This window comes from Halorussus litoreus (assembly GCF_003382685.1).
Taxonomy (GTDB): domain Archaea; phylum Halobacteriota; class Halobacteria; order Halobacteriales; family Haladaptataceae; genus Halorussus; species Halorussus litoreus.
The window spans coordinates 37050-49287 of record NZ_KZ859511.1 but is presented as its reverse complement, the minus strand read 5'-3'; the positions used below and the strand labels follow the sequence as shown (position 1 = coordinate 49287).

Here is a 12238-nt window from a genome sequence, read left to right as displayed (position 1 = left end):
GGACGGTCGCGCTGACGCGAATCGGTCCGAATCGGACCGATTCGCGTCAGCGCGACCGCTCGGTGGACCCGACCCCGCCGAATTCGCCGACTTAGCCGGACCTGCGCGTACGTTCTCCACGGCGATGCTCCCGCTCTCGGGTTCGACTGTTCGCGGTTGCGCCCACTCGAACCGGCACGCGTCGTTCGACATGATAAGCCTGGGCTGTGACGCCGTTACCACGAGCTAATCCTCACGTACCCTTGGTTATGCACCGGTTACGACACTTTCAGGGGTCGCCTGTGAGTGTATTCGTCGCAGCTCCGCTCGGTGTCGGAGCCATTCGTCGTGGCCCCGTCCGGCGTCGCCGCCGAGCGAAATCGCGGGGATTTTTGCCGCGGCGCGCCGCCCGACCACGTATGACCGGACTGTACTACGAGGAGTTCGAGGTCGGCGAGACCTACGAGCACGAGAAGCGACGGACCGTCAGCGAGGCCGACAACCAGCAGTTCTGCGACATGACGATGAACCAGCAGCCGCTCCACCTCGACGCCGACTTCGCCGCCGACACCCAGTTCGGCGAGCGACTCGTCAACGGCCTCTACACCATGAGCCTCGCGGTGGGGCTGTCGATCCCCGAGACCACCGACGGCACCATCGTTGCGAACCTGAGCTACGACGACGTCGAACACCCGAATCCGGTCTTCCACGGCGACACCATCCGCGCCCAGTCGACCGTCACCGACAAGCGCGAGACCAGCGACGGCGAGCGCGGCGTCGTGACGATGCGCGTCGAGGCGTTCGCGGTGAACCGCGGCGAGGACGGCACCGAGGCCGACGGCGAGACGTTGGTCTGCGAGTTCGAGCGGACAGTCCTCTCGCTGAAGCGCGAACACGCCGAGTGAACCTGTGGTCTGGTTCCCCGACTGCTCGGGACCGACCGTGAGGTAGTATCGCGGACGGCGAGAGATCGATGACCGTCGCCGCGAGTCGCATCCTTTCCAAGTCGAATCGGTCGTTACGGCGTTACTGCGACCGGTCAGAACGTCACTGGTGGACCCGAGCCTCGCTACGGACGCCCCTTATTTACCCACATACAATTTGCGAAAAAATTAACTTGTTAGAGGAGCTAACTCGCTTGTATGGATAGACGAACCCTGATGAAACGGGCCGGAACCGTCGGCGCTGCTGCCGTCGGCGGATCGGGACTCGCCTCGGCGAAGTCTTCGGAACCGACCCACGTCGCGTGGACGTTCGAGGACGGGCGCGAGGAAGTGATACCGAAGTCCGAGTTCGAGCGCCGGTCGGACACCCCGTCGTTATCGGAACTCGACACTACCGACGACCCGGGTGACCAATGTTGTTGCTGCGTGAATGGCCTACCGTGTACGCCCTGTTACGTTTGCGTGTGTTATTAGCCTGCTAACATCCCGTGCCTGACTCTCTGCAGAATCGTTCCGTTTCGTACCCACTGGCCAGCCTGTACGGCGAAGAGTACGGACATCCGGATCCAGTGTTCCACGGCGACGTCGTCCCTTCCCAATCCTGTCAGGTAACGACCGCGTACAGCGAGAGATTCACCAGCGCGGCCGCCAGCCACGGCACCGCGAGCCCCGCAGGAACCAGCAGCGCGTGTCGACCCGTGACCAGCCGTCGACAGGCGACGCCGACCCCGACGGCTCCAAGCTTCATGCCGACCATCGCCGCGAACCCGAACCGGTGGATGGCGGTTCGCGCGACCGGGTTCGACTCCGTCAGGCCGATCTGGAGGCCGTAGTAGGTCGTCAGCAGGTCGGCGAGCAGTCCCACTCCGACGAGAAGCCAGAGCGCTCGCTCGACTCGCCCGACGCCCGACAGCGTGGTGATCGCGCGATTCCGGGTGGCGGTCAGCGTCGAGGAATACTGTGGGTCAGAACTCATAGGGGATCAGAACGCACGGTCGGTCACCGTCGCGGCGCGTCGTCACGAACCGGACCACGACGGGACCGGCTATTGTTATACGGCTCTTTAGCGACCGACACGCGGGCTTACCGGCGCATACGACGTGGTTGGACGTGATGAGCCAGCCCGCATCGACCCTCTCTCTCCGCCGCGCGGACTCACACAGTCCTATTTTATTTCGCGAAAGCAATAGAAACTCTAGAATACTGGCTTTGAGCGACAGACTAGAATTTTATTATCTCTCAGTTATTGTATTTTTGTGCTATGCAACGAAGGCAACTCCTCAAAGGTATCGCGGCAGGGAGCGCACTGACCGTCGGCATGGGTTCCGCGGCCGGTCGACGGCCAGCGAGCCGCCGAACCGCAGCCGACCTCGACGCGGTCCGCGTCGTTCGTCGGGACGAAGTCGTCCGGCGAGTCGAGGATCCGAGCGAGGACGACCTCGCCCGGCTCTGGGACGAGATCGGCGAGGACGAGTACGTGAGTACGCCGGACGACTGCGAGATCGTCGAGTGCTGTAGCGACTGTTACGACTGCTGTATGTGCGGTACGTACTGCTAAGTCCGGGCACCACCTCAGTCGAAACAGTCGGAGCCGCCCGACTCCGCGTCGCTCGGGCGGACTCCGCTTACAGAATCGTTCCGTGCTTCTTGTCCGGAAGTTCCTTCTCGATGCCCTCGTAGAACGCGAACCGATTCTGCAGTTCGGTTCGGAGCGTGCTCGGCGGCACGATCTCGTCGATGACGACCTCGCTGGCCATCCGATGGACGTCGATGTCCTCGCGGTACTCCTCGCGAAGTTCTTGCTCCATCTCCGCGCGCTCCTCGGGGTCGTCGATCTCCGAGAGCTTCCGGGCGTAGACTGCGTTGATGGCGGCTTCCGGTCCCATGATGGCGATCTCGCCGGAGGGGAGGCCGAGCACGCTCTCGGGGTCGTATGCCGGGCCGCCCATCGCGTAGATGCCAGCGCCGTACGCCTTCCGGACGACGACGGTCTGCTTGGGCACGGTCGCGGAGGACGTTGCGTAGATGAACTTCTTGCCCTTCTCCAGAATCGCATCCTTCTCGACCTGCGAGCCGGCCATGAAGCCAGGCGTGTCACAGAGATAGAGCAGCGGGACCTCGTAGGCGTCGCAGGTCCAGATGAACTCCGCAGCCTTCTCTGCGGCGTCGGGGAAGATGGCCCCTGCGCGCTGAGCGGGCTGGTTGGCGACGATGCCGACCGGCCGACCGTCGATGCGCGCGAACGCGGTGATGATCTCCTTTCCATACTCGGGCTTGAGTTCGAAGTAAGAATCCTCGTCGACCACGCGGTCTATCAGGTCGGTCATGTCGTAGCCCTTGTTGGGTTTCTCGGGCACGATGGAGTCGATTCCCTCGGGGGACTTCACGGGTGGCTTGCCCTCGCTCTTCGGAGGGGTATCGTCGGCGCTGTCGGGCAGATAGCTGATGAGGTCGGCAACCAGTTCGCGGGCGTGCTCCTCGTCGTCGGCCACGAGGTCCGCGCTCCCCGACTCTCGGGCGTGCACGTCCGGGCCACCCAACTCTTCGAGTTCGATATCCTCGCCTGTGACCATCTGGACCATCCGCGGGGAGGCGATAGCCATCGCGGACATGTCCCGGACCATGATGGTGAAGTCCGCGAAGACCGGGGTGTAGGCCGCCCCGGCGATGCAGGGGCCGTACAGCACGCAGATCTGTGGCACGCGTCCGGAGAGCATCGAGTGGTTGTAGTAGTACTTCCCGATGCCCTCGCGGTTGGCGAAGAAGCCGGTCTGCTGGTCGATGCGACCCCCGGAGGAGTCCATCAGGTAGAGCACGGGTTTGCCGGTCTTCAGCGCGCGCTGTTGCATCCGGAGGAACTTCTCGACGCCCTTCTCGGCCATCGACCCGGCTTTGACGGTGAAGTCGTTGGCCATGTAGTGGACCTCACGGCCCTCGAACTCGGCCGCGCCGGTCAGGAGGCCGTCGCCGGGCAGTCGGTCGTCGTTGCCTTCCTCGACCTCCGGGCTGTCGGGGTGCCACGCGTCGAAGTTGGCGAACTTCCCGTCCTCGAACAGTTGACCGTCCTCCCCGAACCAGAGGTCCAGTCGGTCGCGCACGAACAGCTTTCCTTGCTCTTCGAGGCGCTCCTTGTACTTCTCGGGGCCGCCCAACTCGATGTCCTCGATCTCCTTCCAGAGCGCTTCCTCGCGCTCGGTCGGTCCGAGGTCGTCGGTGGTGTCGGTCCCCTCGGTTGCGGACGCTCCGGAATCGCCACCGGTCGCCGACGGCACGACCGGCGATTCGCGGACTGCGGCGGGCGAGTCGGCGTCGCCCACGAACACCGACACCTCGTCGCGGACGTGCTGGGCGAGCGCTTCCGCGATGGCGGAGGCTTCCTCGTCGGTCGCCCCGTCGCTGATGCGTACTTTCATACGCCCGAGTGCGTCCAGCGATTTCAAACCGTTTTCCCTTTGGCTCCGGCAGAAATTGATGTCGTCCGGGTGACTTCTATTGTTATCCGTGACGACGTGCGGTTGAGAACTTGCAACTCGTCTCTCGAACGGTTGATTTTCGATTCCGGCGCGCGCGAGACGAGGACCGCAGGCCGGAACGAAGTGGAGGCCGAGAACCGCAGGAGGTCGGGGAGGTGTGAGGATGCGCTGCTGTGCGGTGTCTCATATACCTCGGCAATAGCTAGCTTCACGCTGATTTTCATTGCTTCGAGTAGGCTAGCTACTGCTTGCGCCTCGGCGTGACCGCAACCGCACCGCGACCGCACAGCACGGGCAGAGCAAAGCTCTGCAGAGCCTGTCCTCGCGTCGCTCGCCAAGACGCCAGCACGCGCCGGAAGCGAAGGAGAACCCAGCGCGCGTCAAGATAGAGGAGCAGCGCACGCGAAGTAGAACGGCCAAAACCAGTACACTCCGGATGGAGTGAAAAGCCGACTCCTCTCGGGCGGTAACTACTCAGGTGTCGTCCTTCTGGACCGTCTCGCGCCCGATGAAACGGGGGCGCTCGTCGATGTCGAGGAAGTTGTTCACGTCCTCGCGGGCCTCCTTGGCCTTGCCCTTGTCCGGGTCGTAGTCTCGCGACCCCTCGCTGCCGAGCGCGTCGTGGAGCTTGTCGAGATCCTCGAAGTAGAGTTCCGCGATGCCGTCGAACTCCGCGTTCTCGGGGTCGGTCGGTAGCACCGTGGCGTACCGGACCACGCCGTCGATCTCGCGGGCGATGGGCGTGTGGTTGGTCTGCCAGTAGTCGACGAACTCCTCGTGAGTCATCCCCTCCTGGCGGACGAGGAACGCCGAGTGCTTGTACAGGCCGTCCGTGTCGCCGTCGACCTCGTCCTTCTGGACGATCTCCTCGCCGATGAATCGCGGGCGCTCGTCGATGTCGAGGAAGTTGTCCACGTCCGCGCGGGCCTGCGCGGCGACCTCTTTGGTCGGGTCGTAGTCTCGCGAGCCCGGCGAGCCCAGCGCGTCGTGGAGGTCCTCGAGGTTCTCGAAGTAGAGTTCGGCCAGCCCGTCGAACTCCGCGTTCTCGGCGTCGGTCGGCAGCACGGTCTGGTAGCGCGTGACGCCCTCGATGTCCCGCGCTATCGGGGTGTGTTCGTTCTGCCAGTGGTCGACGAACTCCTCGTGGGTCATCCCCTGCTTGCGGACGAGCAGCGCGACGTGCTTGTACATAGTTGTACTGTCGGAACGAGCGATGATAAAACACCCGGAGCGCGGTCATTTCCACGGACCGAGACGTTCGACCGGCGTCCGACCGCCGTTTCACCTACTTTCATTATCTCGCTCGAAGTACCTTCGCCCATGAGTTTCTATCAGCGCGACTTCATGGAGGGAACGCGCGGCACGATGGGCGTCGACTGGGAGGAGCGCATCGACTTCCAGCGCATGCGACGCGAGCGTAAGGAGCGGGCGCTCGAACGTATGCGTGAGCAGGAGCTCGGAAGTATGCTCCTCATCAACGACCCGAACGTCCGGTACGTGACCGGGTTGGCGATGACCGGCGGGAGCGGTGCCGACCACTACACCCTCCTGACCGAGGACGGCGACGTGGTCCACTGGGACACCGCCGACCACGCGAGCAACCAGCGATTCAACTGCCCGTGGCTCGACGACATTCGGTACGCCGCGCCGGGCCTCGGCAACGTCCCGCGAGCCTCGGGCAGCAACTCGGCCCGGAGTTGGCTGAAGGGCAAGATGGCCGACCTCGTGGTCGACGCGATGGAGGAGTACGGCGTCCAAAAGGAGCCGATGGGCATCGACGTGGGCAACGCGGCCCTGATCTCGAAGTTCGAGGAGCGCGGCGTCGACGTGCGGACGAGCGAGTGCACCCAGGCGATGGAGGACGCCCGGAAGGTCAAGACCCGCGACGAGATCGAGTGCCTGCGAATGGTCGCGGCGCTCTGCGAGGCCGGGTTCCAGCGCATCACGGAGACCGCAAAGCCCGGAATGCGCGAGTCGGAGGTCTGGGGCGAGGCCACCAAAGAGCTGTGCCGACTCGGCGCGATGGTCCAGGGGGGATACGTCACCTCCGGGCCGAACACGTGGCCCAAGCATCAGGCCAACACCACCGACCGCGTCATCCGGCCGGGCGACCTCGTGTACGCCGACTTCTACAACATCGGTTTCATGGGGTATCGCTCCTGTTACTACCGCACGTTCAGCGTGGGTGAACCGACGGAGGCCCAGCAAGAGGCCTACCGGAAGGCCCGCGACGACCTCTACGACGTGCTCGAACGCATCGAGCCGGGGGCCACGACCGACGAGATCTGTCAGGGGTTCCCGGACGAGGAGGGCGAGCATATGGACTGGTACGGTGCCGAGGACTTCTGGGAGATGACCACCAACCACTGGGCGCACGGGCTGGGCCTCCAGCTGTACGAGGTCCCACTCATCTGGCGCGGGCTCTCGCCCGACCACCCCATCGAGATCGAGGAGGGGATGACGATGGCTGTCGAGACGATGCGGCCCGCCGACCGGCAGGGCGTCCGCGTCGAGGAGATGGTCGTCGTGCGCGAGAACGGCGTCGAGATCCTGAGCCAGTGGCCGGTCGAGGAGATCACGACCATCGAGCACTGAGAAGACCTTTCAGACGAGCGGTCCGCGACTGCCGACTCACCACCCCCGGTGTTCGAGCCAGTCGGCGAGGCGCATCTTCGAGTCGGCGAGTTTCCTCGGTCCGGTGGAGACGTACGCGACTCCCGCGGGTCGTGGTCTAAACCGTTGGAGGAAACGCGTCCCGTCTGATTGCTACCCTCACTCCGTCCCCTCCTCGGGCGGCAGCACCGTCGAGATCCGGGCGTTCTCCTTCAATCGGATGCCGCCCGGAGCGACCGAGAGAGGCATTCGACCAAGTTCCGAAAGTTGCAGCGTCGGGTGGAACGCGCCGCGCTCGCACATCGCGGTACGGGTTTGGACCGTAAGAGGTCTATCTGCCGTGAGGTTCTCGTTGTACTCGACGAGGTACTGGCCGCCCTCCAGACGCCACCACTGGTAGTCGTCCTCGTCGTCGCGCCACACCTTTTCGTGGGCCGAGACGTTGGGACGTTCGAGTTCGTCCCCGCCGAAGTCGACCCGTCCGGGAGTCTCGACGCGGAGAACTTCCGCGACCGTCAGATCGAGACCGCGGTCGGTCACCTGCGTCCCCTCGTGGAGCAGTCCGTCGACGAGCGTCGTGAGCTGGCTCGGGCGCATGATCTCTCTCACGCTCGCCACCGGCAAAAGTACGGGCCTCGCGCCGATTCGATTTCGAAGCTATCGAATATCCGGCTCTGTTGAGATCCTATACTTTAGACATATTATCGCTTGAAACAGCTGGTCTCTGAGCAGTGTGTATCGTCCATTAGATATATGTGTTCACTCGCTTAAAAGAACATATGAGTACTCTGTGGCAAGTTGGATATATCATAGCCGTCGTCCTTGGCCTTACATACGCTATAATTCCGAAGAGAATTCACACGTTTGGATTTGAGTTCCTTCGGCGTTCATCTTCCGACAAATCTGAAGAATCCACCCCTGTTTGGCTTTATCGCGGATTAGGTGTGCTATTTTTGTGTATCGGCCTAACAGGATTCCTCTAAGCGGTAGTTCACCTGTACTGACCACAGCCGGTCAGAATGTATCACTCCCGAAGGATTTCAACAGAGCCGAATATCCGTATTCAGTATCAATACCATATATAAGATATGTTATAAATACGTTAATCAGGTATCGCAAGTTGGTATGTGGTAGCACGACAATCAACCTGAAACGTGACCGAATCGTCGTCGCCGCGCTCGGGTTCTCCTCGTGATGCTCGCGGCGATGTTCGTGGGCGGTACCGTGGGACAGATACTCTTCTCGTACACCATCACCTCCTTCTTCGGCCTGTAGGTCCTGTTGGGCGTCCAATCGACCGCCGAACGCAACGGGTGGCGGCCGTTTCTGCTGACGATGGGTGCGCTCGTGGGCGTGCTGGCGGTCGTGTTCGCGGCGCTGTGGCACTTCCACCACCTGAATCCGGCGTACACCGACCCGGTGTACTGGCTCGGGTTCCCGCGCGCCTAAATAAAAAATGTAGCAGGAGATGAGAAGTAGTCAGAACTCAAAGACAGTCCTGAAGCCGAACCCGTCTCCACGCTTACGGAATCGAAGCCCGTTTATCTGCCTCGCGTCTATCCCCGGCCATGAAACCGCCTGGAGCCGACACCGTCCTCGTTCGTCACGCCGACGTCGGCGTGAAGAGCGGGAAGGTCCAGACCGAGATGGAGCGTCGGCTCCGGGACAACATCGAAGCCATCGTCCGCGACCGCGGGGTCGACGCCACGGTCGAGCGCCGGTGGTCGCGCATCTTCCTCCACAGCGACGAGGAGGGCGTCGAGGCCGCGACCGAGGCCGCCAGCGACGCGTTCGGCGTCCAGTCGGTCAGCCCCGCGGTCGTCGTCCCGCCCGAGGAAGACGCCATCGTGGAGGCGCTGGCGCGGACCGCCAGCGAGTACGCCAGTGCAGGGGAGTCGGCAGACGCCGCGGACGATACCTTCGCAGGCGACACCTTCGCGGTGGACGCCCGGCGCGCGGGGACCGCGGACGCTCACCCGTTCACGAGCAAGGACCTCGAAGAGTCGGGCGGCGCGGCCGTCTTCGCGGAACTCGACGACCCGGAAGTCGACCTCGACGACCCCGACACCACATTCTACGTGGAGTGTCGCGAGGACGAGGCGTACGTGTTCACCGAGCAGCGCTCCGGTCCCGGCGGGCTCCCGCTGGGCACGCAGTCGACGGTCGTCGCGCTGGTCAGCGGCGGTATCGACTCGCCGGTCGCGGCGTGGGAGATCATGAAGCGCGGATCGCCCATCGTCCCCGTCTACCTCGAACTCGGCGACTACGGCGGCCCGGACCACGAGGCGCGCGCGACCGAGACGGTCCGGCGGCTGGCCGACTACGCGCCGAACTACGAGATGCCGCTGTGGCGGGTGCCCGCGGGCGACGTGATGGCGCTACTAGACGAAGAGGTCGGTCCCGCGCGAATGCTGGTCTACCGGCGATTCATGTACCGCGTGGCCGAGCACGTCGCCCGCGCCGAGAACGCGACGGGCATCGTGACCGGCGAGGCCATCGGTCAGAAGTCCTCCCAGACCACGCGGAACCTCGCCGCGACGAGCGTCGCCACGGACCTGCCGATCCACCGACCGCTGCTCACGATGGACAAGGCCGACATCACCGACCGCGCGCGAGAGATCGGCACGTTCCGCGACTCGACGATTCCGGCGGGCTGCAACCGTATCGCGCCGGACTACCCGGAGACGAACGCGACGCGTGAGATCGTCGACAACGCCCAGCCCGAGGAGCTGTACGACCGCGCGAAGGAGGCCGCGGAGAACGCGACGAAAGTCGACTTCTGAGGTCGCGAACTGGGTCGGTGGTCGGCGGCTCGCGCTGTAGTTCATCGTTTCACCGTGGCGTGCGCTGATGTGGCCTTTCGGCCCAGCGCGCGCTGGTTTCCCTTCCGCCGGGTACGAGCTGGTCCACCTTCCGCCCGGCGCGTGCTGGCGGACCCTCGTGGTCCGCCAAAACGCGCGAGGGAGGCGGTCGCGTTCATGCGACCGCCGAGGCTGGGGGGTCTGAGAGGCTCTCGCGGTGCGGTTGTGGTGCGGCGCAGTGCAGTTGCGGCCTCCCCTAGGTCGAGGCAGAAGCTAGCTCTACTCGTCCTCCCCAGTTCGACAAGCTACACTCCCCAGACTTCTTGGGTTCGTTCTGATGTCCCGATTCTACACTGTCGACGCCTGAGGACCCACCGAAGAACGAAATCGCTTTACCTGACTGCCCCCATCCACGAGGTGTGACTCGGGTCTGTCTCGTCGGCACGGAGGATGTGGACCTTCGCGCCGAACTCGTCTCGCGGGAGACCGCCCGCGAAGCCCTCGCGACCTACGATCTTCAGCAGCCGTACCGCAACACCGTGGCGGTCGAGACCATCAGCCTCGGTGCCGCGGTGGCGCTGTGCAACGACCTGAACTGGTACCTCGTGCGGTTCGCCGCGGACGCGCTCGTGCGCGAACCCAGCGTGAGCGACTCGGAGTGGCTCTCGCGCGAACTCGCGGCGGCGGTCCGCGACGGCGAAATCGACGCCGAGGAAACCGACGAGTACCTCAAGGTGTACGGGCTGACCGAGGACGGGGAACTCGTCGAACCGATGTACCTGACCCGGCGGGACGGCGAGATTCCGGACTACGACCTGCGGGAGGTGGCCGACACCGTGGTCGTCCGCGTCGCGGAGTCGGAGTTCGGCGGATAGATCAGACTCAACCGCTAGATCTCGGCTTCGCCGACGTACTCGGCGAGTTCGTTCACTTCCTCGCGAATCTCGGACGCTGCCTCGGCCCGGCAGCCGAAGCAGACCCACTCGCGGTACTCGCCGCCGTCGTCCCGTTCCGGTCGAGAGCGTCGTTGCGGGTCGGCGACCGGCGCGGCGTCGAGCGCGCGGTCCGAGAGGCCGGTCTCGACCGCGACGAGACCGCGGTACTGGGTCGCGTCGTCGACGCTCGTCCGCTGGATTTCGCAGTTGCGGCCCTTGTACGTCCATCGCTTCGCGGTCTGCCAGAGTAACATCGTGATATCGCTCTGGCTACGTCGAAGCGGGGACTACCAAGTACTTTCTGGTAGCTCTGGCGGAGAAAAGAACGATGATTGTAACTGATCGAGTATCCCCGGGCTACTCGAACATCCCGGTCGAGAGGTAGCGCTCGCCGCTGTCGGGGAACACGGTCACGACGAGCGGGCAGTCGTCGTAGCCGTCGATTTCCCCGCCGTCCGAGGCCAGCAGTTCCTCGACCTCTCCGGGGGCCTCCGGGCAGTTCAACTGCGGTTCGGCGATGCGCTCGGCGACCCGTTGGGCCGCGAGCGCGGCCGCGCCCGAGGACTGGCCGACGAGGATGCCCTCCTCGCGGGCGAGCCGCCGGGCCTCGCGCTCGGCGTCCTCCAGCGCGACCGTCTCGACCGAGGTGAGCAGGTCGGTGTCGAGTACGTCGCTGACGAAGCCCGGACCCATCCCCTGGAAGTCGTCCGCGCCGGACTCGCCCGTGGAGAGGACCGCGTTCCGTTCGGGTTCGACTGCGACGACCTCCATCTCGGGGAACTCCTCCAGCAGTCGGCTCGCGGTGCCGGTGATGGTGCCGCCGGTGCCCACGCCCGCGACGACGGCGTCGATCTCGCGGCCCTCGACCTGTTCGAGGATCTCCTCGGCGGTAGTCCGGTAGTGAGCCTCGGCGTTCGCCGGGTTCTCGAACTGGCCCATCTGGACCGCGCCGTCGGTGTCCGCGATCTCGGTGGCACGCTCGCGGGCGTCGTCCATGTCGCCCTCGACGAGTTCGAGGTCCGCGCCGTAGGCCTTCAGGAGTTGGCGGCGCTCGGGCGACTTCGAGGCGGGCATCACGATCGTGAGGTCGTAGCCCCGCGCTGCCGCGGCCACCGCGAGCCCGATGCCGGTGTTCCCGCTAGTCGGTTCGACGAGGCGGTCGCCGGGCGAGATGGCTCCCTCGCGCTCGGCGGCCTCGATCATGGCCCGAGCGGGCCGGTCCTTCGCGGACCCGCCGGGGTTGAACCCCTCCAGTTTGGCCGCGACGGTCGCGCCCTCCGGAGCGGCGGTCCTGACGAGGGGCGACCCCACCGCGTCGAGGATGGACTCGTCCATTGATTCTCGCTACGCACTCGGCGTATAAACGAGTGACGCCCTCCGGCAGTTCGTGCCGGGAAGTTTCCAGAACGGAACCGGACTGGCCTTTAAATGTCTATGTTACGTGACGGGGTCGATTTATGGGGGGTAGGAGGTTCGAATCTACCGATTACAGT

At 64.5% G+C, this 12238-nt stretch carries 12 protein-coding genes; 6 read left to right on the top strand and 6 right to left on the bottom strand.

Translation table 11 applies throughout. The annotated features are described in order from the left end of the window. Window positions 1-398 precede the first annotated feature (398 nt). Window positions 399-884, top strand: coding sequence for a MaoC family dehydratase (locus tag DPQ64_RS05410; RefSeq protein WP_115863340.1), 486 nt, complete (start codon window positions 399-401; stop codon window positions 882-884). 643 nt (window positions 885-1527) lie between these two features. Here DPQ64_RS05410 and DPQ64_RS05400 read toward each other — a convergent pair. Beyond that, on the bottom strand, window positions 1528-1899 hold the full coding sequence (locus DPQ64_RS05400; RefSeq protein WP_232820494.1) for a DUF5658 family protein: 372 nt from the start codon (window positions 1897-1899) through the stop codon (window positions 1528-1530). A gap of 285 nt (window positions 1900-2184) precedes the next feature. Between DPQ64_RS05400 and DPQ64_RS05395 the strand changes: the two genes are divergently transcribed. After that, the gene (locus tag DPQ64_RS05395) at window positions 2185-2481 is read left to right on the top strand and encodes a hypothetical protein (RefSeq protein ID WP_115863338.1); all 297 of its coding nucleotides are present in this window, start codon (window positions 2185-2187) and stop codon (window positions 2479-2481) included. Window positions 2482-2548: 67 nt separating this feature from the next. On the opposite strand, the gene DPQ64_RS05390 is transcribed toward DPQ64_RS05395, so the two are convergent. Both DPQ64_RS05390 and DPQ64_RS05385 read right to left on the bottom strand, forming a co-directional pair. Next, on the bottom strand, window positions 2549-4336 hold the full coding sequence (locus DPQ64_RS05390) for an acyl-CoA carboxylase subunit beta (protein WP_115863337.1): 1788 nt from the start codon (window positions 4334-4336) through the stop codon (window positions 2549-2551). A 534-nt stretch (window positions 4337-4870) separates the two neighbouring features. Then, on the bottom strand, window positions 4871-5587 hold the full coding sequence (locus tag DPQ64_RS05385; protein ID WP_115863336.1) for an EthD domain-containing protein: 717 nt from the start codon (window positions 5585-5587) through the stop codon (window positions 4871-4873). Window positions 5588-5716: 129 nt separating this feature from the next. On the opposite strand from DPQ64_RS05385, the gene DPQ64_RS05380 reads away from it, so the two are divergent. Then, the gene (locus DPQ64_RS05380) at window positions 5717-6991 is read left to right on the top strand and encodes a M24 family metallopeptidase (RefSeq protein ID WP_115863335.1); all 1275 of its coding nucleotides are present in this window, start codon (window positions 5717-5719) and stop codon (window positions 6989-6991) included. A 177-nt stretch (window positions 6992-7168) separates the two neighbouring features. On the opposite strand, the gene DPQ64_RS05375 is transcribed toward DPQ64_RS05380, so the two are convergent. Beyond that, window positions 7169-7606 (bottom strand): dCTP deaminase/dUTPase family protein, encoded by a 438-nt coding sequence (locus DPQ64_RS05375; protein ID WP_115863334.1) that lies wholly within the window; start codon window positions 7604-7606, stop codon window positions 7169-7171. 684 nt (window positions 7607-8290) lie between these two features. Here DPQ64_RS05375 and DPQ64_RS18590 point away from each other — a divergent pair. The 3 genes from DPQ64_RS18590 (at window position 8291) to DPQ64_RS05360 (ending at window position 10685) form a co-directional block, all read left to right on the top strand. Next, complete coding sequence (locus DPQ64_RS18590; RefSeq protein WP_157971592.1) at window positions 8291-8458, top strand: hypothetical protein; 168 nt, start codon at window positions 8291-8293, stop codon at window positions 8456-8458. Window positions 8459-8577: 119 nt separating this feature from the next. Next, window positions 8578-9792 (top strand): tRNA sulfurtransferase, encoded by a 1215-nt coding sequence (locus DPQ64_RS05365; protein ID WP_115863332.1) that lies wholly within the window; start codon window positions 8578-8580, stop codon window positions 9790-9792. A 437-nt stretch (window positions 9793-10229) separates the two neighbouring features. Continuing rightward, a complete protein-coding gene (locus DPQ64_RS05360) occupies window positions 10230-10685 on the top strand; it encodes a DUF5804 family protein (RefSeq protein WP_115863331.1) in 456 nt (151 codons plus the stop codon). 14 nt (window positions 10686-10699) lie between these two features. Here the strand turns inward: DPQ64_RS05360 and DPQ64_RS05355 are convergent, their stop codons facing one another. After that, window positions 10700-10999 (bottom strand): hypothetical protein, encoded by a 300-nt coding sequence (locus tag DPQ64_RS05355; protein ID WP_115863330.1) that lies wholly within the window; start codon window positions 10997-10999, stop codon window positions 10700-10702. A gap of 103 nt (window positions 11000-11102) precedes the next feature. Next, a complete protein-coding gene (locus DPQ64_RS05350) occupies window positions 11103-12080 on the bottom strand; it encodes a PLP-dependent cysteine synthase family protein (protein ID WP_115863329.1) in 978 nt (325 codons plus the stop codon). Window positions 12081-12238: the final 158 nt, after the last annotated feature.

Excerpts from the sequence above, each read along its gene's own strand:
- DPQ64_RS05410 (WP_115863340.1), top strand. The coding sequence starts at position 399 with ATGACCGGACTGTACTACGAGGAGTTCGAGGTCGGCGAGACCTACGAG.
- DPQ64_RS05400 (WP_232820494.1), bottom strand. The coding sequence starts at position 1,899 with ATGAGTTCTGACCCACAGTATTCCTCGACGCTGACCGCCACCCGGAAT.
- DPQ64_RS05395 (WP_115863338.1), top strand. The coding sequence starts at position 2,185 with ATGCAACGAAGGCAACTCCTCAAAGGTATCGCGGCAGGGAGCGCACTG.
- DPQ64_RS05390 (WP_115863337.1), bottom strand. The coding sequence starts at position 4,336 with ATGAAAGTACGCATCAGCGACGGGGCGACCGACGAGGAAGCCTCCGCC.
- DPQ64_RS05385 (WP_115863336.1), bottom strand. The coding sequence starts at position 5,587 with ATGTACAAGCACGTCGCGCTGCTCGTCCGCAAGCAGGGGATGACCCAC.
- DPQ64_RS05380 (WP_115863335.1), top strand. The coding sequence starts at position 5,717 with ATGAGTTTCTATCAGCGCGACTTCATGGAGGGAACGCGCGGCACGATG.
- DPQ64_RS05375 (WP_115863334.1), bottom strand. The coding sequence starts at position 7,606 with ATGCGCCCGAGCCAGCTCACGACGCTCGTCGACGGACTGCTCCACGAG.
- DPQ64_RS05365 (WP_115863332.1), top strand. The coding sequence starts at position 8,578 with ATGAAACCGCCTGGAGCCGACACCGTCCTCGTTCGTCACGCCGACGTC.
- DPQ64_RS05355 (WP_115863330.1), bottom strand. The coding sequence starts at position 10,999 with ATGTTACTCTGGCAGACCGCGAAGCGATGGACGTACAAGGGCCGCAAC.
- DPQ64_RS05350 (WP_115863329.1), bottom strand. The coding sequence starts at position 12,080 with ATGGACGAGTCCATCCTCGACGCGGTGGGGTCGCCCCTCGTCAGGACC.